The sequence below is a fragment of the Staphylococcus simulans genome, from assembly GCF_002994445.1.
Taxonomy (GTDB): domain Bacteria; phylum Bacillota; class Bacilli; order Staphylococcales; family Staphylococcaceae; genus Staphylococcus; species Staphylococcus simulans_B.
Genome location: NZ_MRZJ01000002.1, coordinates 36577 through 58463, shown reverse-complemented (window position 1 = coordinate 58463; position 21887 = coordinate 36577). Strand labels below are relative to the sequence as shown.

The 21887-nt window shown below is 37.4% G+C and carries 17 protein-coding genes; 4 read left to right on the top strand and 13 right to left on the bottom strand.

The genetic code is table 11. The features are described from left to right. Nucleotides 1-79 precede the first annotated feature (79 nt). Both gntK and C7N65_RS03595 read right to left on the bottom strand, forming a co-directional pair. Entirely contained in the window at nt 80-1615 is a 1536-nt protein-coding gene (gene gntK / locus C7N65_RS03600) for a gluconokinase (protein WP_105993110.1), read from the bottom strand. Between the two features lie 22 nt (nt 1616-1637). Beyond that, nucleotides 1638-2318, bottom strand: coding sequence for a GntR family transcriptional regulator (locus C7N65_RS03595; RefSeq protein ID WP_105993109.1), 681 nt, complete (start codon nt 2316-2318; stop codon nt 1638-1640). A gap of 124 nt (nt 2319-2442) precedes the next feature. Between C7N65_RS03595 and C7N65_RS03590 the strand changes: the two genes are divergently transcribed. Further along, complete coding sequence (locus tag C7N65_RS03590; protein ID WP_105993108.1) at nt 2443-3069, top strand: FMN-binding negative transcriptional regulator; 627 nt, start codon at nt 2443-2445, stop codon at nt 3067-3069. Nucleotides 3070-3179: 110 nt separating this feature from the next. Here the strand turns inward: C7N65_RS03590 and C7N65_RS03585 are convergent, their stop codons facing one another. From C7N65_RS03585 to C7N65_RS03575, 3 genes are all read right to left on the bottom strand, one after another. After that, complete coding sequence (locus tag C7N65_RS03585) at nt 3180-3758, bottom strand: hypothetical protein (RefSeq protein ID WP_105993107.1); 579 nt, start codon at nt 3756-3758, stop codon at nt 3180-3182. A gap of 143 nt (nt 3759-3901) precedes the next feature. Beyond that, on the bottom strand, nt 3902-5998 hold the full coding sequence (locus C7N65_RS03580) for an AAA family ATPase (RefSeq protein WP_105993106.1): 2097 nt from the start codon (nt 5996-5998) through the stop codon (nt 3902-3904). A 594-nt stretch (nt 5999-6592) separates the two neighbouring features. Further along, nucleotides 6593-7288, bottom strand: a complete 696-nt coding sequence (locus C7N65_RS03575; RefSeq protein WP_105993105.1) for a GTP pyrophosphokinase family protein — start codon at nt 7286-7288, stop codon at nt 6593-6595. Nucleotides 7289-7503: 215 nt separating this feature from the next. Here C7N65_RS03575 and C7N65_RS03570 point away from each other — a divergent pair, with 215 nt between their 5' ends. Further along, on the top strand, nt 7504-8703 hold the full coding sequence (locus tag C7N65_RS03570) for a GTP-binding protein (protein ID WP_105993104.1): 1200 nt from the start codon (nt 7504-7506) through the stop codon (nt 8701-8703). A gap of 182 nt (nt 8704-8885) precedes the next feature. On the opposite strand, the gene C7N65_RS03565 is transcribed toward C7N65_RS03570, so the two are convergent. The 5 genes from C7N65_RS03565 to C7N65_RS03545 all read right to left on the bottom strand — a co-directional run bounded on the left by C7N65_RS03565 (nt 8886) and on the right by C7N65_RS03545 (nt 14002). Then, nucleotides 8886-9290, bottom strand: a complete 405-nt coding sequence (locus C7N65_RS03565; RefSeq protein WP_105993103.1) for a DUF2188 domain-containing protein — start codon at nt 9288-9290, stop codon at nt 8886-8888. A gap of 42 nt (nt 9291-9332) precedes the next feature. Continuing rightward, entirely contained in the window at nt 9333-11258 is a 1926-nt protein-coding gene (locus C7N65_RS03560) for an FUSC family protein (RefSeq protein ID WP_105993102.1), read from the bottom strand. A 154-nt stretch (nt 11259-11412) separates the two neighbouring features. Beyond that, a complete protein-coding gene (gene budA / locus C7N65_RS03555; RefSeq protein WP_199790648.1) occupies nt 11413-12120 on the bottom strand; it encodes an acetolactate decarboxylase in 708 nt (235 codons plus the stop codon). Nucleotides 12121-12210: 90 nt separating this feature from the next. Then, the gene (locus tag C7N65_RS03550; RefSeq protein ID WP_105993100.1) at nt 12211-12513 is read right to left on the bottom strand and encodes a putative quinol monooxygenase; all 303 of its coding nucleotides are present in this window, start codon (nt 12511-12513) and stop codon (nt 12211-12213) included. 214 nt (nt 12514-12727) lie between these two features. Then, on the bottom strand, nt 12728-14002 hold the full coding sequence (locus C7N65_RS03545; protein ID WP_105993099.1) for an MFS transporter: 1275 nt from the start codon (nt 14000-14002) through the stop codon (nt 12728-12730). Between the two features lie 410 nt (nt 14003-14412). On the opposite strand from C7N65_RS03545, the gene C7N65_RS03540 reads away from it, so the two are divergent. Beyond that, on the top strand, nt 14413-15027 hold the full coding sequence (locus C7N65_RS03540; RefSeq protein ID WP_105993098.1) for a DedA family protein: 615 nt from the start codon (nt 14413-14415) through the stop codon (nt 15025-15027). Between the two features lie 53 nt (nt 15028-15080). Here C7N65_RS03540 and C7N65_RS03535 read toward each other — a convergent pair whose 3' ends face one another. Together C7N65_RS03535 and C7N65_RS03530 are read right to left on the bottom strand one after the other, a co-directional pair. Further along, nucleotides 15081-15743 carry an ABC-2 transporter permease gene (locus C7N65_RS03535; protein ID WP_105993097.1) on the bottom strand — a complete coding sequence of 221 codons (663 nt, stop codon included), beginning with the start codon at nt 15741-15743 and terminating at the stop codon, nt 15081-15083. Continuing rightward, a complete protein-coding gene (locus C7N65_RS03530) occupies nt 15740-16597 on the bottom strand; it encodes an ABC transporter ATP-binding protein (protein ID WP_105993096.1) in 858 nt (285 codons plus the stop codon). The genes C7N65_RS03535 and C7N65_RS03530 overlap by 4 nt, the downstream gene beginning before the upstream one ends. Before the next feature lie 222 nt (nt 16598-16819). On the opposite strand from C7N65_RS03530, the gene C7N65_RS03525 reads away from it, so the two are divergent. After that, nucleotides 16820-18772, top strand: coding sequence for a fructose-1,6-bisphosphatase (locus C7N65_RS03525; protein ID WP_105993095.1), 1953 nt, complete (start codon nt 16820-16822; stop codon nt 18770-18772). Between the two features lie 71 nt (nt 18773-18843). On the opposite strand, the gene C7N65_RS03520 is transcribed toward C7N65_RS03525, so the two are convergent. Further along, nucleotides 18844-21813 carry a glycoside hydrolase family 2 TIM barrel-domain containing protein gene (locus C7N65_RS03520; RefSeq protein WP_199790647.1) on the bottom strand — a complete coding sequence of 990 codons (2970 nt, stop codon included), beginning with the start codon at nt 21811-21813 and terminating at the stop codon, nt 18844-18846. Nucleotides 21814-21887 lie beyond the last annotated feature (74 nt).

Sequence of the window (21887 nt, the reverse complement as noted above, 5' to 3'; positions counted from 1 at the left end):
GATAACGTTTTCATTTCCCTTGAAAGAAAAAGCCTGTAATCAAGCTTTTTCTTGCGACTCATACGTTTCCTTTTAAATTTTATAAATGCTTGCGTTGAAAATCTGCAATCTTGCTGTATTGTGTTGATAAACTGCGGCTCAAATCTATAAAGATACTGATTAACTGTTGATAGATTGCGACCGCTTCTGGCTCAGGCTGATGTGCATGTGTCGTACCGACCATGTCTTCAATAATAGAGAAGTCATCAATTTCACCCAGTGCTTTTAGTCCTAAAACACATGCGCCTAATGATGAGCTTTCATAACTTTCCGGCACAACTAAATCTGTATCAAAGATATCTGCCATCATCTGACGCCACATTTCACTCTTCGCAAATCCGCCTGTCGCTTTGATTGCGGTCGGTGTTTCGCCCATCATCTCTATTAATGCGAGATAAACGGTATAAAGGTTGTACAGCACACCTTCTAGTGCAGCGCGAATCATATGTTCTTTCTTATGTGAAAGTGTCAATCCGAAATACGAACCGCGTGCATCCGCATTCCATAAAGGTGCACGTTCCCCTGCTAGATAAGGGTGGAAGATTAATCCTTTCGCACCAGGTTCGACACGGCTTGCGATTTTAGTGAGGACATCATAAGGGTCGACACCTAAACGTTTCGCTGTTTCTACTTCGCTTGCGAGTAATTCATCGCGCAGCCAGCGTAAAATAATTCCGCCGTTATTTACCGGTCCGCCGATAACATATTGTCCTTCATCCAGTACATAACAAAAGATACGTTCTTTTTCATCTGTTTTCGGATGATCGATAACAGTACGAATGGCACCTGATGTTCCAATCGTTACAGCCACTTCGCCAGGTTTGAAACTATTCACACCTAAATTAGACAATACACCGTCACTTGCGCCGACAACCACAGGTGTTTCTGGGTCAATACCCATCAATGTCGCATAGCGTTGTTTCATACCTCTTAATATTTCTGTTGTAGGAACAAGCTCTGGCAGTTGTGCTTTTGTGATACCTAATAACGCTAATGCACCTTGGTCCCATTCTAGTGTCGATAAATTCATCAGCCCTGTTGCTGATGCGATTGAATAATCCATCACATATTGCCCGAAGAGTTGGTATAAGATATAACTTTTAATATCAATCCATTTGGTTGTGTGCTTATAAATTTCTGGATGTTCATGTTTTAACCAAAAGATCTTAGAAAGTGGCGACATAGGATGAATCGGTGTGCCTGTCCGTTGATAAATCTCATGTCCTTGATGTTTTTGTTTAATTTCATCTGCATACAGACTCGCACGATTATCTGCCCATGTGATACTTTCAGTTAAAGGTGCTTGATTGTTGTCCATCGCAATCAAGCTATGCATTTGTGCACTAAATGAAATCAATTTAATATCATCAGGCCCGACTTTTCCCTCACGCATCACATTTTTAATCGTCATTAAGACCGCATCAAAAATTTCATCTGGATTTTCTTCAGATGTATCCACATTCGGCGTATTCATGTCATAGCCAATATTATGTTTTAAAATATAGTGTCCTTGTTCATCATATAACACAGATTTGGTACTCGTTGTCCCAACATCTACTCCAATCATATATTTCATGATGCTTCCCTCCAATCTAAAATTATCCGAAAAATAAACCTGCAATATTATCTCCAACATCATCAAAGTTTAAATGGAATGCATCACGTAATAACGACGTATCATTTTGTTCCACTGCTTGAGCATAAATTTCATGGTTGTGATGAATACGTTCAAAATCAGAGGGTGCTTCACTCATACGTTTTCTCATCGAAAGTAAAATCAAACATATTAAAATAGGTTTTAAGTTATTCCAGCTGCTTTGCAAGTAACGATGTTGTGTCGCACTAATTAATACTTCATGAAACTTAATATCATGTTCCGTAAATGCTTCAGCATCTTCAAATTGAACCGCAACTTTCATCATTTCAAGATGTTTGCGCATTTCCTTAGCCAAAGTCGTACGTTCTTCTTGTTTGATTTTCAAAAACGCAAAAGACTCCATCATGATACGTAAATCATAAATTTCACGACGTTCAGATTCCCCGAATGCTAAAACATCTGCACCCATGCGTTCTAAACGGATCAGTTGATCTTGTTTTAATAATTTAAACGCATCTCTTACTGGAGAACGACTGACATTAAATTGTTTTGCGACTTGATTTTCAGTTAAACAATCAGCCGCTTTAATATCACCATGAATAATTTTTAATCGCAATTCAGCCGCGACTGATTCCCCTGTGGTCATATTCGTTTTCCATTGTGTTGGATAAGTCATCTTCACATAAAGCCCTCCTCTCCTACATACTTGTATACAAGTATATTAAGGCAAATTACCAAAAAATGCAATCGCTTACACTTATTTTCTTTTTAAGGTGGAATAACTACTAAGAAAGGAGGTTCTACTGATGTTTATTCCAAAAGCTTATCAAGTCGATGATATCAATGAAATGATTTCTTTCATACAAGCACACCCATTTGCGACAGTCGTCTCAAAAGATATGAAAGGCAAACTGCATGCGACCCATATGCCACTCATGCTTCATGATTATGGTGATACCTTAGTATTTTCTGGTCACTTTGCGAAAAGCAATGAGCAGTGGCAAACATTCAATGCAGATCATGATGATGTCTTGTTAATTTTTCAAGGACCACATGGCTATATTTCTAGTACTTGGTATGAAAATGAAGACGTCCCAACTTGGGATTATCAAAGTGTGCAGGTCAGTGGAAGTAGTTGGTTGCTAAATGATGAAGAAACGAAAGATGATTTAATTGAATTACTTAATCACTTTGAACCAAAAGATGGTGCACGCTTTGACAATCTATCTGACGAAACTTTAAACCAAATTCATGGCATCAAAGGATTTAGAGTTGAAGCAAAAGACATGAATGCTGCTTATAAACTCAGCCAAAACAAAAGTACAAATGATATTCAAACTATCATCCAACAATTAAAATCCAGCCAAAACTATGAAGACCTTGCACTCGCTAATGCGATTGATACTTATGCTTTAAACCCTAAAGAAGATTGATAGAAGATGAAAGGTAAAAATTAAAATAAAAAATAATCAGAGAATAGCGTATGCTAACCTCTGATTATTTTTTTGTACCTATCCATTAACTATTAGTTTTAATTTAACGATTAGTTTCCTTCATTATCATCTTCATCATGCGACTGTTTGTTATGTTGTTGTCTTGTTTCCCATTTATGATCTTTAATGAACAGTCTTACCATCGCAAGTGCAATCCAACTCACCAATAATACAGGCAAGATAATGATGTTCATTAAATTCAAGTCAAGTGTATGTGTTGAAATCTCTAGGTATGCGATATTTTTAATCGTTGCTTTGCTGGAAGTTAAAAATTGATACAGCGTAAAGAAGATTGTCGTCCATTGGATATAGTATTCTAATATCGCAACCATCATGTCATTATAGCCATTCCATTTGATTAATTGTCGCACGACAAAATAGTTCATAATCCCAGCAAGTAAAATGATAATAATCCCTAATACAAAGATACTACTTTTATCTCCAATCAATTTCACTATCAAAAAATAAACAATACTTGCGGAAATTAATAAAGAAATCAAGCCCGATATAATCATTGCGACACTAAGTAAAAATGACTTTAAGAACAAATATTTATCTTGATAGCGGCCAGATAGAAAGCCTGTTAATAGAAATAATACTAATACAATGATGATATTAACGATAAACATGATGAACCTCTCTCTTTTTAGATGATAGTTGCAATATACCCTAAATAAAGATTCAAACAACAAAAATGCCCTCGCTACCATTACGATAACGAGGACATTTTCTATTTATAATTGATGACTCAAATTTTATTGCTATTTTACTATTATAGTGAATCTACTTTTTCACCATTGATTAAGATATCATCACCATCAAGTGTTACTTTGATTTCTTTCACATCAGTGTGTTCTAAGTAGTAGTCTGTGATACGGTCACGTACTTCTCTTTCAACGACACGACGTAATGGACGTGCACCTAATTCAGCATCGTAGCCTTGATCGATTAACCAATCTTTAGCTTCTTGGCTGACTTCTAATGAGATGCCTTTTTTCTCAAGTGTCACTTGAACATCATCTAATAATAAGTTGATGATATCTTGCAATGCATCTTTATCTAAGTGTACGAATTCTACGATACCGTTGAAGCGGTTAAGGAATTCTGGACGGAAGAATTTTTTAAGATCATCCATTAATGCTTCGCGTTCTTTTTCATCTTCTCCGCCGAAACCTGCGTTTGAAGTACAGATAATGATTGTGTTTTTGAAGTTGACCACATTACCTTGACCATCTGTTAAGTTACCGTCATCCATCACTTGAAGTAATAAAGTAAGGATTTGAGGGTTTGCTTTTTCGATTTCATCGAATAGGATGACTGCGTATGGATTACGTCTTACTTTTTCAGTTAACGTATTTGAGTTATCTTCATAACCTACATAACCTGCAGAAGTACCGATTAATTTAGATACTGCTGTACGGTCCATATATTCACTCATGTCTAATTTGATCAATGCTTCTTTGTTTCCGAATAAGTCAATAGATAATTGTTTTGCTAATTCAGTTTTACCTACACCAGTAGGACCTACGAATAAGAAGCTGCCGATTGGTCTGTTGCCTTCATCGAAGCCAGCTCGGTTACGACGGATAGCACGTGCAACCATATCTACTGCATCGTCTTGACCAATGATTTTGCTTTTGAGTCGTTTAGAAATGTTTTTCAAGCGTGCAATATCATTGTCATCCATTTGAGATACAGGAATACCAGTCATACGTTCTACAGTATCAGCGACATCTTGTACAGTTGCTGTTGAACCTTCGCCATGTCCTGATTCAAGTCTGTCTTGTAATTGTTTGATTTCTTTTTGATATTTATCTGCATCAGAGTAAGCTTCTTCGCTGACTGCTTTAGATTTTTTATCTTCTAATTCTTTAATTTCTTTTTCAACTTCCACTTTGTCTACAACTGGATTTTGTGCAGCTAAGTGTGCAGCTGTGATATCTAAGATATCTAATGCTTTATCCGGTAATAAACGTTGAGGAATATATTGAATAGATAAGTCCACACATGCTTTCAATACATCATCCGGCAAGATCACGTTGTGGTGTTCTTCGAATTTTTCACGTACACCTTCTAAGATTTTTTGAGTATCTTGTGCTGAAGGTTCTTTTACAACCACTTCGTTGAAACGACGTGCTAATGCTGGGTCTTTTAAGATGTTATTTCTGTATTCATCTTGTGTAGTCGCACCGATAACTGAAATTTCACCGCGGCTCAATGCTGGTTTGATAATATCAGATAAGCCTTTGCTGCCTGAATCTCCGCCAGTTGAACCTGAACCGATGATTTGGTGGATTTCGTCAAAGAATAAAATGACATTTTTTCTTTCTTTAACGCTGTCTAACAAGTTTTGAATATTTTCTTCGAAAGCACCGCGGTATTGTGTACCTGCTTCTAATGAAGAAATATTGACTGAGATAATTTCTTTGTCTTTGATTGCAGCTGGTACATTACCTTTTACAATCGCTTGTGCTAAGCCTTCAACGATAGCTGATTTACCTACACCAGCTTCCCCTACTAAAATAGGGTTGTTTTTGTTGCGTCGGCTTAATACTTCTGCAGTATCTTGTACTTCTTTGTCACGGCCGATAACTGGATCTAATAATCCGTCTTTAGCTTCTTGTGTCAAGTTGCGGCCTACTTTTTCTAAATAGTCTTCTCCGCCTTGGCCATTAGCTGCTTGTCCTGGTTGTGCACCTTGAACATGTTGTGTCGGTTGACCGCCTTGTTGTTGCAATGCTTGCAATTGTTCAGGTGATACTTCGCGACCATTGATATAATATTTTTTGTTTCCATCTGCGTTTTGCATATCTTGCATCATTCTTCTAAAAATTGAGTCGAATTCATTTCCGAAAAATCCGTTATTCATATATTCATAACCTCCGTTACTGTGCAAACATCACTCTTAATATGTTTGCGTTCCTATAATATTGTTATTTCTTCGATGCAAATACGTCATAGACTCACTTCTTGATGAACATTTGAATCTTCTTTGTACGACTGACAACTGCTTAAGTGCACTCAATTAGTTGATACATAATACTAATTATTACACTTAACTATTGCCATCATTTAAAATTTCAAAACATCGTACCAGACAATATTCTTTATTTTGTAACAAATATCAATACTTTCCTATGGGTATTTGCATCATTCGTTATTCTATTTAATCTTTAAACTTCTGTTACTATTTATTGTATATTTATTATTTGGTCAATTAAAGTCAAATAACCTAAATCCTTTTGTTATCTCCTCTATCAACCTTACATATGTAATTATAACGCATATTTATGCATAATGCAAGGGTTAAATATGCATTTTTCAAAGTTTTTTTGATTTTTCACCAATTTTTATCTTCCCGTATGTCACAAGGGATACAGCAGCTTATTTATGTGTTGTTTCCTATATATAGGAAGAAAAAGAAGCCGAATCTCATTAAAGATCCAGCTTCTTTGTTCGTTGTTTACTTATTTTTGATTTTGCCATGCAGTGTTTGTAGTTTGTTTTCGACTGCTTTGATTTCTTCTGCACATTGTTTCAATGTATCTTGATAAATTTCTGTATTGGTCGCATTTTTATAACGCAGCTTATGTTCCAAACTTGCCCACATATCCATACCTATAGTACGTAATTGAATCTCTACCGGTACATTTTCAACTTTATCCGTTAAAAATACAGGGATTGCCACAACAAGATGCAAGCTTCGATAACCATTTTCTTTTGGACTTTCAATATAGTCCTTTCGTTTAAGCAGTTTGACATCTGCTTGTCTTAATAATAACGAAGCTACAACTTCAATGTCCTCTAAGTAGTTGCAGACGACACGAATCCCTGCGATGTCTGTGATATTATCTCGTGCAGATTCAGTCGTAACCGGAAGTCCCCTGCTTTCCAGTTTGCGTACTAAACTGCTGATTTCTTTAACTCTGCGTTCCATATGATGTATTGGATTGTGTTCGTATAAAATTTGAAAGTCATTATCCAATATACTGAGCTTGGTACTGACTTCCTCTAATGCTGAAGCATATAAATGATGCAGACTGACAAAGTCTACCAGTTCCTCAATTTGATAATGCTTTTCTTGGAACTTTTGAATATTGCGCTTTAAATCTTCTTTCAGCGCATTCAAATTTAAAGTCTCTCTTCTCTCTACATACATAATAATCCCCCGTTCTTTGCTTAGCTTCATTATAACGGAGTTAGCATGCAAACTTAATTATTTGCCATTCTAAAATAAACTAAATCGTAATAAGTTATATTTTTCTATCTTTATAACATGAGCGCAGCACCTTGCGCTGCAACCTTTTTTTCTATACAATATAAATCGTAATAATTACGATTAAACGTGTGTATATATAATAGGAGGATTTATTTATGGCTAAAATACCAGTAACTGTATTAAGTGGTTACCTAGGTTCAGGGAAAACAACATTACTTAACCATATTCTGCAAAACAGAGAAGGCTTGCGTATTGCAGTAATTGTCAATGACATGAGCGAAGTCAATATCGATAAAGACTTAGTCGTACAAGGCGGCGGTTTGTCACGTACAGATGAAAAGCTTGTTGAATTATCAAACGGATGTATTTGCTGTACGTTGCGTGAAGACTTGCTTCAAGAAGTTGAAAACATCGTTAAACGCGGCGGTATCGATCAAATCGTTATCGAATCTACAGGTATTTCAGAGCCTGTACCTGTCGCACAAACATTCTCATATATTGATGATGAATTAGGTATCGATTTAACACGTATCTGCCGCTTAGATACAATGGTCACAGTGGTTGATGCTAACCGTTTCATCAATGACATCAAATCAGAAGATCTGCTTGTAGACCGCGACCAAGGTGCTAGCGACGAAGACGAGCGTACTATCGCTGACTTATTAATCGACCAAGTTGAATTCTGTGATGTTTTAGTATTAAACAAAACAGATTTAGTCTCTAAAGAAGAATTAGATAAATTAGAAGGTATCTTGCGCAAGTTGCAGCCGACTGCAAAATTCATTCGCACACAAAACTCTAAAGTAGAGTTAAGCGATGTCTTAAATACAAGCTTATTCGACTTTGAAAAAGCCAGCAACTCAGCAGGATGGCTTCAAGAATTAACTGAAGGCGGCCACGCGAACCATACGCCTGAAACTGAAGAATACGGCATTTCATCATTTGTTTACGAACGCCGTCTGCCTTTCCATGCAGAACGCTTCCACAAATGGTTGGAAAATATGCCGAATACCATTGTACGTGCTAAAGGGATTGTTTGGCTTGCACAATATAACCATGTTGCATGCTTAATCTCACAAGCAGGTTCATCTGTATCTATCCACCCTGTCACTTTCTGGGTCGCAGCAATGTCAGAACAGCAGCAACGAGAAATCTTGCATGAACGTGAAGATGTACGCGAAAACTGGGATCCTGAATTCGGAGACCGCCATACACAATTCGTAATCATCGGTACTGACTTAGACCAAGAAAAACTGACAAAAGAATTAGACGAATGCTTATTAACAACAGAAGAATACGAACAAGACTGGTCACAATTACCAGAACCTTACGGCTGGCAAATTACACAAGCTTAATAAATGAACAAAAAGCCTCTTAACATCGACTGTTAAGAGGCTTTCATTATGAGTAAACGTTTCTGTTGCTCCCTTGATTCACTGTGCGGCACGCTCAGTTTTGCCGTTTCTGCCGCGATTGTGAATCGGTAATTATTAAATACCCGGCTATTCAATAAAATAATCATAAAATGCTTTTAGCACTAGGATTTGACATGTACTTGTGTGTTGCGGTTGTTTGCAATTTCTTCAGCTCGCTGAACTGCTTTTTCTTTTGTATCATATTCATCTGCTGCACGTTTCGCACCATAAGTCCGTACTTTCCACTTGTCATCTTCTTGATATACTTCTACATCATTATCATTTAATTGCGGGCGTGCATCTTTATCTTTTTTATGCTGCGTTACATCTTTCTCTTCTAATGCTTCGCGTTCTTTCTTAGTCGCATCTTGATACCACGATTCAGCTTGTTTCGTCGCGATTGGAATCGCAGTACTTTCATCATAGCCATCTTTTAACAGCGCATTGCCGATATCGATGGCTTTCTTACGTTCTAACGGCTCAAAATTCTTCCATGAATTCGGATAATCATCTAAAGTCCAAGGCATAAGCAACCTCCTAATAGAATAGCTTTATAGTATAACTACCACTTAATTCGGCTGCTCAACCGTTTCATTGCTTTTGAGACGTGCATATTGCTGAATGTTTAATAAAGCTGTTCGAATATTGACGTATTGCGGCAGTGATGGCAAACCTGTACCTTGATAAATCGGCACATGTTTTTCAAAATGCGCTGCGATATCTTCAAATACAATCAAATATTGTCCCATTACCACGTCATCAATGGTTTGCGGATTCGGATTATTTTGTGCTCTCGATAACATGAAGCTGATTTCTTCCAGCGCAAAGATAATCGGATAATAGGCACTGATCTTCGTACTGTCTGCGAACAATTCGCCGTGTGCATTATTATACATGCTGTTCATATTGCTCAATTTAATACTCAGTTTCAATTCGCTGTATTTTGGTTCATTGTTGCTTAAATAGTTATTTTTAGAGAATACATAATAGAAGAACGACATTTCATAGCGCACGACTTCCGCAATCGCACCCGGCAAGGTTTGAGATGCATTCTTGCGTCCTAAAATCAACAGTCCGATGACTGCGATAATAACACCGATAATCACATCTACTACTCGCGGCAATGCGATGAGTATCGATAACTTGCCTGAAGCTAAACCATTCAGCATGATTACTTGTGTCGTAATAAAAATCATCGCAACGGCATAGTTCGCACCGATGATAATCTCAGTTAATGTGGCACTGAGTGCTAATACTAAAATACTGATCACCATAGGCGGATGCAGCATTAAAATCAATGTTAATAATAAGACACCGACAAAGGTACCAATCGTACGTGCAACAGCACGTTCCATACTATGAATGGTATGTGTACCGATTAAGATAGTATGTGCTGTTAATGGAATCCAGTATGCTTTATCAAAATCAAACATCAGCGCAATAAATACTGCTGTACCCATGATAATTAAATAACGCATCGTATTCATAAATACTAATGAGTCTAGTGTCAGGTTGTATTTCAATTGTTTACCGTAAAGCGGCTGACGTAAATGAGCTTCGTATTCGATTTGTCCTGTCGGACTGTGCAAAATTTCGTCAGTACGATAAATTTGTTTCTCTAGTCGTTGGAAAACAACAGGGATATCGACTGTTTCCTTCCATTGAATCGTCGAACGTTCATCTATCGTTGAAAAGACACTGCGTTCAATGTATTGCATCATATCGATCAGCACATCTGGCAGTGTTTCGATTTCTTTCGTATTTAATTCTAGTAATTCTGCGAATATACCTTCTGCATTATTGTGCAGTAAATAAAGTCTTTGGAGTTGTTCTGATTGTTTCTTGCTTGAAGTAAATGAGGTAATCAGCTGTTTATCTGTCGCTTTGAATTGACCGACTAATTTTTCAGCTGTTTGTTTGAATTTTTCTTTGTCTGAGAAATCCTTGAACAATTGAAGCAAAGACTGATATTCTCCTTCAATTGCACGTTCTTGGGTATTTTTCTTTTGTGACTTCAATAATATTGTGACGACTGTAATCGTGAAAAGTCCGCCTAAGAAAACAAAGAAACCGCGAACCAATGCTTCATCCGGTGCAATCGGCATATTAATCGGCAGTGCAAACGTTACGATAAAGAAAGTAGCCGAAGGCCCTGGAATCTCTAATGCACTGAAAATATAATAAGTCACCACTGTCACGATTAATAATATCAGTCCGAATAATAGTGGAATCGAAACAGTGATAGTTCCCAGCATAATACAGAGTGTAAAGCCTATGGTACACCACCATAAAATACGCAACTTAGACTTATTGGAACCGCCAAAGACATAAATATTAGTCAGCGTACCGGTTGCTGCTAATAAGCCGTATTGAAAGTAACCGGTTAAATAGCCTATTAATAACGGGATGAGCATTAACAGACCTTGTCTTGTCCCCTTACTAATATTAATATTCTGCTTCTTGAATTTAAAAAGCGAGCTTAAATAATGCATCATCCGTTGATACTCCTTTCCTTTTCTCTATTGATCAACGTACCTATTGTATCATGAACGTCTATTGAATTATGCAACAACAAATGAGACAAAACAAAAACGCCAAGATATAATACTTTCGTATTATACCGTGACGTTAAATAATCATTGCGTAATGTTATTCAGCCATTCTGATTTCTTCATCAATATTTTCATAATCGATATCCGCTTCTAAGAACGCTTCATCTTGTGTCGGGAAGTGCTGCTCGAATGTTTCAGCATCACTGATATCCACACTGCCGCGTTCTAATTCAAAGCCTAAAATATGTCCGCCTACTGTACGGTCTTGATCAACGAAATGCAGATGGAAACCGGCAGAACCTACACCATGGAACAATTCAGGTGTAAAGAAACCTACAATTGTACCGTTCACATAATCATAATGATGTTCCGGCTGACGATTCACCGATGTCATTAATCGTTCATAAGGCGGTTCTTGTTTAGGCATCATGCGTACATGTACATGGTTGAAACTGCCGTCAATGCGAATCGCTGAAAACAAGTTTCGGCTTTTCATTCGTTTTAAAATCTGATCGTATAACGCATCTTGTTTTGTTACTTCCAAAACTTCAAAAGATTGTGTCGGATCAAATTTAGTTATCGTCGCGAACGGCAGCATTTCATCTCCATTCAAACGTCTGAATTCACCGTATTCATTTGCGTGGTATGCATTGCCGTTGACAAATATAACTTCACCATCGCAACCTGTTAATGTACCAATACCCATATCGCCCTGTTCCAGCATATCATTAATTGAAACAGTTCCTTGCAGCATTCCGGCCATTAACGTTGCTAACGTTCCATGTTGGTAAATCATAACTTTCAATCTCCTTATAAATACGAATTTGCTGACACCGTATCTTCTTTTATTAATCTCTATTATAGCATTAAAGATGCAGGCTGCCTTACATTACGCTTACTTTTCTGACAATGCTTCCGCATCATCGAACACTGTAATTTTCGGTTCATCTAAACATAACTGTACAACTTCTTTCCAATATACTTGGAAATGATCTGACTTTTTATGGTTTTCGAAACCTTCTTCGCAACTCCATTGCTCAATAATCGCAAAGGAATTAGGAATATTCGCATTTTCATAATGCTCATAACTGTGGTTGGATGCTTCTGCTTGCGAAGCTGCGACAAGCTGCCCCATCAGCTCTAAGTATCTGTCGTAGTTCATGTCGCTTACTTTTGTATTAACAATAACTGTAATCATATTTCTATACCTCTCTATAATTATATAAAATCAACATGTTACATTTTCCCTAAAAATGTAACTATCAACCATACATAACATAATTGCATCTATTATCAAACGCAAAGTGAATGCATACAAACAGGCCATGTTCTATAAGCAAGCCCCTTGCACTGACCTATAATAACATGACCTTATTGACTAAATCTTGTATAAAGCTTATGTTTTTGTCAAATTACAATTTTGATTTATCGACCACAAGCGGTTCATCCGGTTTAACAAAGAACCACATAAATACAGCAACTGCAATTAGAATCAACAATGACTGCAATGTCCAAGTCCAGCCGATTAATTCTGCAAAAATACCCGCGATTAACGGACTTAACATCGCACCGACATTACCCCATAAGTTCATCCAGCCTGATACTGTACCTGAGAAGTTGCGTCCGATGTCTGCAGCAGCTGCCCAGCTCATTCCTGTCGCGATACCCATACCGCTTAAGCATACAGCTAACCAAGCAATGTTGACTTCTAAGACTTCACTGCGGATCGCAAACAATAAACCGATACCGAAAACTACTAAACCGATAATCGCAATTGTACCGCGTGCCACAAAACGTGATTTGCCTGATTGTAAAATTTTATCTGAAATCGCACCTGCTGCCATGATGCAAATAAACATTGCTAACCATGGTACACCGGCTAAAATACCTAAAGCTGTGTATTTTACGTGATATTGTTCCATTACATACGTTGGAAGCCAAATTAAGAATAAACCAACGATAAATTGTACAACAAAGTACTGAATCGCAATTGCATAGAAACTGAAATGTTTAAAGAAAGCACTCCAAGGTGCAGATTGTTTGTCACCTGTATCTACTACATCACGACCTTCCATGATATAGCGTTTTTCTGCTTCATTGACCATTTTATGCTGCTCTGGCAAGTCTTTTGCGATTATTACCCATAATAACGCAATTACAAAACCTACCCCACCAAAGATATAAAAGACTGCTTGCCAATTAAACATGCTGACAATCCAAACTGTCACAATCGGCGCAATTACCGGACCGAAATATGAACCGGCTAATAATGCACTCGATGCACGTCCTTTTTCATTACGTGTAAACCAATAAGAGTTAAACACTGCATTTGATGGATACATCGGCGCTTCCCCAACTCCGAATAAGAAACGGACTGTATATAATAAACCGTGGTTCTTCACAAGACCAGTTAAGATTGTGAAGGCACTCCACCAAATCAAAGCAAGCGTCAACATTTTACGCGGACCGAATTTCTCCGCTAAAATCCCCGATGGAACTTGCATGATGGCATAACCCGCTGAGAAGAATGTTGCCAATAGACCAAATTGAGCCTTCGTCATATGTAAATCTTCCATCATAGGTGCTGCAATCAACGAGATGTTAGATCTGTCCATATAAGCAATAACCCCGATAATAAAGAATGCAAAAGCGAAGAACCAACGTACGTTACTCTTTCTTTCACTCATAGATATCCCAACTTTCTGTAATAAAGATACATTAGGTCATCATATGACCTAAGTTATTCTAGTAAATATTACCACTAATTGAAACCGTTAACAATAACTTTTTTACAAAAATATGAACACTGAGCATTACACAATATTATTATGAATAGATATATCCCAATAATCCTAAGTCTTATCACACTTGTCTTTTATCCGAATTCTGCACTCGGTATTAGATTTTCAAAAAATATATTTTAGATATGCATGCAATGAAATAATCTATCTTTTAACTTTCTTACACTTGGAATATCTAATTGGATGTTATTCTTTTCTATTTTTAGTACAATGAAGATTAGACATATTAAAACACAATCGCATAAACATGACATATTCAATCGATATATAAAACTAAAGGAGCACTGCTATTTACCATGGAACAACTACTGACAGACTTTATCTCGCGCTTTGGGTATATTGCGATCTTCATTTTGATTCTTTCAGAGAACATTCTGCCCTTCGTGCCTTCAGAGATCGTTTTAACTTTTGCAGGTGTTTTAGCTGCTAAATCACACATTTCTATTTGGATGCTGCTGATTATTGCGACTATTGCCTCATTTATTGGTTTATTAGTCCTTTACTATATCTGCAGCCTTGTCAACGAACAAAAACTATATCGCTTTGTCGATAAATACGGTAAATGGATTAAACTCAAAGGCAAAGATGTCGAACGTGCCAATGCATGGTTTAAAAAATACGGACCGATTGCAGTCTTTATCTGCCGTTTCGTTCCAGTCTTGCGTGTATTAATCACAATTCCTGCCGGTGTCAACAAAATGAACATCGTTACATTTGCGACACTTTCATTAATCGGTACAACTATTTGGAACTTCGGTCTGATTTACTTAGGCAAATCACTCAGTGATAACTGGCATGATATTTTAAACGTCATGCACACCTACTCATACATTATGTATGCCATCATCGCAATTGCACTTATCATCTTTGCATATCGCTATATTGCAAAAAGAAGACAAAGCCAGCAATAATGTTAAAGGAGCACGCCAACTGATAATTCAGTCAACGTGCTCCTTTATTTTGCTTAAAAGTTTTGTTTATTGAATTTATGCACCGCAAACAAATAGCCTCCTAGTGCAATGAGGAAAGAAAAGATTAAGAATAAGAAAGTTCGGCTGATTTCAAATACCGCATGATGCATAGCTGCTTCTCCGGTTCCATAAATCATTCCGCCGATTAATAATGTAACGACATTAAAAGCAATATAAATCACAACGAGTAGTACGGTAATGACCATTTGAATCAGATTGGACTTATCTGATCCTACCGCATAAGTAAACGGGTATAACAACGAAAGCAAAAAGCTGATGGATATACCTATTAAAAGTGCTGCGATAACTTGTGTCAGATTATTCATGCCTATCATTAAACGTACCGCAAAGATTACTAATGCGACTACTAAACCGAGACCGACTGTGATGAAGTAATACGCATAATGTCCTAGTACAATTTGTTTGCGGGTTACTGGCATGGTAATCGCGTACTTATACCAATTTGCAGCGGCTTCATTTTTCAAATTATCTGTCGGTGCAGTTACCGTAAAAGCGATAATAATGATAGCCACAAAGTTAGCGGAATCTTCATTACCCAAAACGGTAAAAAAGATACCTGCCATTAAAGCAAGAATCAGATACAAAATCAGCATATTTTTCGTCACATAATATTGGCTATAAATCATACCTTTCATCGGTACTCACCTCTCAAAATAATTTTGTTGACCTCATCAATGTGCTGAATCGGTTGGAGAGGCAATTGTGCTGTCCGTGCATTATGGATGACAACCGCTTCGATTTCCCCTAAATGTTCTTTTGCGGCTAAAACATCATCATATTCTAACTTTTCAAATTCAGCTTGATCACATTTTACAATACTATAATGTTCAAATAAGTCTTTCTTCTCTATTTTCGCAAAGATTTCTCCGTTTTTGATAAAAATCAAATGTGTCGCTAATCGTTCGATGTCTTCCGCAATATGCGATGTCAAAAGCACACCGTGATGTTGCTGATGAACGAACTTTTCGATTTCCTCTTGAATCTCATCTCGACTAGCCGCATCTAATCCCGCTGTAGCTTCATCAAGAATTAACAACTTTGTCTCATGAGACAAAGCAGCTGCCATAATCAGCTTCATCGACATACCTCTTGAAAAATCCTTAACCAGCTGTCCTGCCGGCAATTCAAATTGTTTGATCAAATTGAAGAAGTAATTGCTGTCCCAGTTTTGATACAGTGCTTGAAATACTTTCTCCAATTTTAAAATAGTCATCTTCTTTGGAAAGTTCATCGCATCAAAGACAACGCCTATGTCATTTTTATAAGCGGTATCTTTAGGTGTCACTTGTTTGCCGAAGAAATTGATCTGACCGCTGTCGACAGTATAACTGCCTGTAATCATACGTATTAATGTAGATTTGCCTGAACCATTTTTACCAATCAGCGCAACAATCTCCCCTGCATTCACTTCAAATGAAACATCGTTGACAAAGAAACGGCTGTCGATGAATTGTTTCGTCAAATTCTGAACTGAAAGTAATGTTGTCATAGTACCTCCTTATGTATACTTTATTCATTTTTTATCTTAACATAATTAATTAAAGACACCTTGTTTTTTTAAAACTGATTTTAAAAATTGCTTTACAATAGCCATATTTCCTTCATGGATTCTATCTTTTTTTCATCTTTTCAGTCGCGACCATTGAAAAATTTTAAAAAAAGTACAATAATCAAATGTAAGCGCTATTATTATTGAGTCCAGGAGGAAAAAATGATTACCAACGAACGTGAACTTAAACATAAATATTTTGACTTGCTTGCGGAGAAATTCAATCACGAAGAACAACTTGCATCTGAGATTATCAGCCTTGAATCTATCTTAGAATTACCAAAAGGCACAGAACACTTTGTCAGCGACTTGCATGGTGAATTCGATTCATTCCAGCATGTATTGCGCAATGGTTCTGGAAATGTCCGCACCAAAGTAAATGATATCTTCAAAGACAAATTGTCTAATCAAGAAATCAGCGACTTTACTGCTTTGATTTACTATCCAGAAGAAAAACTGAAAATGGTGAAAAGCAGCTTTGATACCAAAGAACCTTTAAATCGTTGGTATGAAAAACGTATTGACCAAATGATTCAAATGGTCCAATATTCCGCTTCTAAATATACACGCTCTAAACTGCGCAAAGCCTTGCCTAAAAAGTTTGTGTATATCATTGAAGAATTGCTTTATAAAACCAATGAACTTGAAAACAAAACACCTTATTACAATACATTGATGAATCAAATCATCGAAACACAACAAGCTGACGATTTAATTATCGGTCTTTCATACACGATTCAACGTTTAGTTGTAGACCATCTGCACGTTGTCGGCGATATTTACGACCGTGGTCCTGAACCAGAGAAAATCGTAGAAACATTGATCAACTATCACTCTGTAGATATTCAATGGGGCAACCATGATGCGATTTGGATCGGTGCTTATGCAGGTTCACGCGTATGTTTAGCAAACATCTTGCGTATTTGCGCACGTTACGACAACTTGAACATTGTGGAAGATGCCTATGGTATCAACTTAAGACCGCTATTAAACTTAGCTGAGAAATATTACGGCGACAACCCTGCTTTTCGTCCTAAATTGCGTTCTGATTCTAACTTATCAGAACAAGAACAGCTTCAAATCACGAAAATCCATCAAGCGATTGCGATGATTCAATTTAAATTAGAAATGCCGATTATCAAACGTCGTCCATCATTTGAAATGGAAGAACGTCTGGTATTAGAACATGTCGACTATGATAATTTGACTTACACATTGCATGGCCAAACACATGAACTGACAGATACATGTTTCGTGACAGTAGATCCGAAAGACCCAGCACAATTATTGCCGGAAGAACAAGAAGTCATTGATAAATTATTAATCTCTGTACAAGAATCTGAGAAATTAAAACGCCATATGACTTTCTTAATGGATAAAGGTTCTTTATACCTGCCATACAACGGCAACTTATTAATTCACGGCTGTATTCCGATTGATGAGAACGGTAAGATGGAAGGTATGGAAATCAACGGCGAATTTTATGCCGGACGTCAACTGTTAGACCAATTTGAAGCATATATGCGTAAAGCTTTCAGAAACAAAGACGTAACAGATGACTTAGCTACTGACTTAGTATGGTATTTATGGACTGGGAAATATTCATCCCTCTTCGGCAAACGTGCAATGACTACATTCGAACGTTACTTTATTAAAGATAAAGCAACACATAAAGAAGAGAAAAACCCATACTATTCATTACGAGAAGACCCAGAAGTTGTCGGCAAATTGCTTAAAGACTTCGACTTAGACCCTGAACAAGGCCACATCATTAATGGTCATACACCTGTTAAAGAAATCGACGGCGAAGATCCGATTAAAGCAGACGGCAAAATGATTGTCATTGACGGCGGCTTCTCTAAGGTATACCAATCAACAACAGGTATTGCTGGTTATACATTATTGTACAATTCTTACGGCATGCAGCTGGTTGCACATCAGCACTTCAATACGAAAGAAAATGTATTGCGCTATGGTGCAGATGAACTTTCCACAAAACGTTTAGTGGATAAAGAATTACAACGTAAACGCATCCGCGATACAAATACAGGTCAGCTGATTAAAGAAGAAATCAGCAACTTAAAAGAATTGATGTATCACCGTTATACAGAATAATGATTAGAAAATGAAAAAGCATCAGAAGGCATTGTTAACGCCTTCTGATGCTTTATTATTTTGATAAGCTTTTAGTTGAAACTGATAGTAAATTCGAGGTCATAATGGTCTGCATTCAAACGGTAGCGTTCTGGCAATTCAGGTCCGCAGCTGTTTGTGCCGATACCGCTTTGTGCTGCATCGATATTGATGAACGTATAACCTTCTGATACTAATTGATCAGCATGTTCTACTTCAGTCAGCTGTTGATCTGAATATGGTTTCGCGTTGAAACTGAACGGAGTTGCTGCGTTGAATGTCAGTTGCGACACGTTGTTTTCGACTTTAACAAACGTCGTATTATTATGGCTGCCGTCTTCTTGCGGACGGATATGCGGCCAGAAGTTCTCTTTTACGCTTGATACGAAGTAACCTAAGTGGCTAGCCAGCTGTTTATCGCTGTAGCTGCTGAAAGGTCCTTGTCCGTAATAAGCTAAACGCTCGAAATCTTTTGCAAGTTTAAACTCTAAACCGATACGCGGCAAGAACGGCATACGCGGATCTTTATCCAAACGCAGTGCTGCATCTATGTTGCCATCATTTTGTACTTGCCATGTTAAAGTGCCTTCTAAAATTTTCGGTACACGGTGATTCACAATACTAATATCGAATCGGATACTTACTGCTTTTTCGCTCTTCACAATATTATAATCATATACACGTGTATAAGCATACTGGTAACCCATTTCTTCCCAATCCGGACGTACATAAATATCATTGTCTGTCGGTGCACGCCAAATACTGATAGCTGTAGGTTCATGAAGCAGAATACTGTCATCTGCTTTGGCGAATGTCAGTGCAGCTGTTGTCATATCAAATGCAAACTGTGTTTGGTCGCCGATGACTTCGATTGTGTGTGCTGTATCATCCACATTGACTTTCAAATCAGATGCTGCGTCAAATCCGCCTGGTACAAATTGCAAGCGCTCTGCAACCACTTGATCATGACCGACTACAGTTTGATCTGCTGTACGTACATACTCTACTAATACATCGCTTAATTGATTTAATACTTCTGCATCTGCAATTTGTGTCAAATCAATTGTTGTTTCTGTATGCGGTTTGAAATCTTCTAGTTCTACTTGTTCTTCATAGATTTCACCTGTTGTTGTTGTGAAAGTAAAGCCTAATGCAACAACTTCTTCAGCATTGATAAAATCTAAGCGGTTATAAAATGTCAGTTGATGGTTACGGTGTTTCGTTAAAATCACAGGACGATTCACTTGTTGGAATTCATAATAACCTTCATGCGGTGTTCTGTCAGGACTTACAATACCGTCCACACAGAAGTTGCCGTCATGCAGTACCTCACCGAAGTCGCCGCCGTAACGATAAACCGGTGTATTTGCATCTGTTTCGCTGATATCAATCGCATGGTCACACCATTCCCAAACAAAAGCACCGATAAAGCTTGGATAGTCTTCTAACAATTGATGATACTCTGCTAAACCGCCTGGAGAGTTCCCCATTGCATGTGCATATTCACATAAGATGAATGGCTGTTTCACTTTCTTATTTTCTAAATAACGTTCTTTGATTTCTTCTGGCGATGGATACATACGGCTGATCATATCTAATTTAGAGAAGTCTTCCCCGCCTTCTGCATAAAAGGCACTTTCATAATGAATCGGACGTGTCGCATCTAAATCTTTAGCTAATTTTGCTGCTTTTTCGATATTCACACCATACCCTGATTCATTGCCTAAAGACCACATAATGATAGATGAGAAGTTGCGCAATTGTACAATAGATGCTTCGATTCGATCTAAAATCGGTGCTTCATATTGCGGGTCATCTGCGATAATATTAAAGTCTTTCGTATTTTCATCACCATAGAATAAAACAACACCGTGTGTTTCTAAGTCTGCTTCACTCATCACATAGAAGCCGTATTCATCTGCAAGTTCATAGAAGCGCGGTGCTTTAGGATAATGTGCTGTACGAATCGCGTTGAAGTTCGCATGTTTCATTAATGTTAAATCTTCATGCATTTGTGCTTCTGTTAATACATAACCTGTTTGAGGGTTGCTGTCATGATAGTTTGCACCGCGTAATTTAACAGATTTGCCGTTAATCCACAGTTGCTGCTTCTTAATTTCAACTTCTCTCAATCCGACTTGTTGTGTAATGAGCTCATCCTCTGTTTTGATAACAAGCTGGTAAAGATAAGGTGTTTCTGCACTCCAATACTGTGCATGCTCTACATTGATAACGATATCGCCTTTACGATTGCTTTTGACATCTTCAGCTACCAATGCACCTTCCGCATCATACAACGATGCTGTGTAGTTTGGCTTGCCATGTGTATCTGTCACATTTAAATGTACTTGGCCTGTTTGTTTTCTTGTTTTGATTTTCGTTTGAATCACAAAGTCTTCAATACGGTCCTTAGGGCGTTCTACAATATAAACATCTCTGAAGATACCTGAATGGCGGAACATATCTTGGTCTTCAAAATACGTACCATCTGAATATTTCACAACTAAGACTTCGATTTTATTCTTGCCTTCTTCGACAAATTCAGTCACATCAAAGCGTGAAGCACTATGAGATACTTGGCTGTAGCCGACAAACTTGTCATTAATCCAAACATAATATGCACTGCTTACCCCTTCAAAGTTTAGGACAAATTGATTGTCTTTGTCATAGACTGAATCAATATTGAAAGTACGTTCATAATAGCCGCAAGGATTCTCTTTTGGTACATATGGCGGATCAAACGGAATCGGATATTTAATATTTACATATTGTGTTTGATCGAAACCATGCAAGTTCCAAACCGATGGCACAGGTAATGTTTGTGCAGCTTTTGTTCGGCTGGATTCAAAGTCTTCAATACTTTCGAAGAATCCAAAATTCCAATCTCCTGTTAAATTTGTCACAACTTTGTTTTCAGTTGTAGTATCAGCGGATGGATTATTTTGTTTTGGTATAAAGTATGCTGCATATGGCAATGTATTTACATGTAATTTATCTAAGTTAAAGTGTAAATCTAAAGTCAATTGAGACCCTCCTAAAATATTTCTAAAATTCCATATTTTTCTCAAATGCAAATGGTATAATGGCTTTATCATAT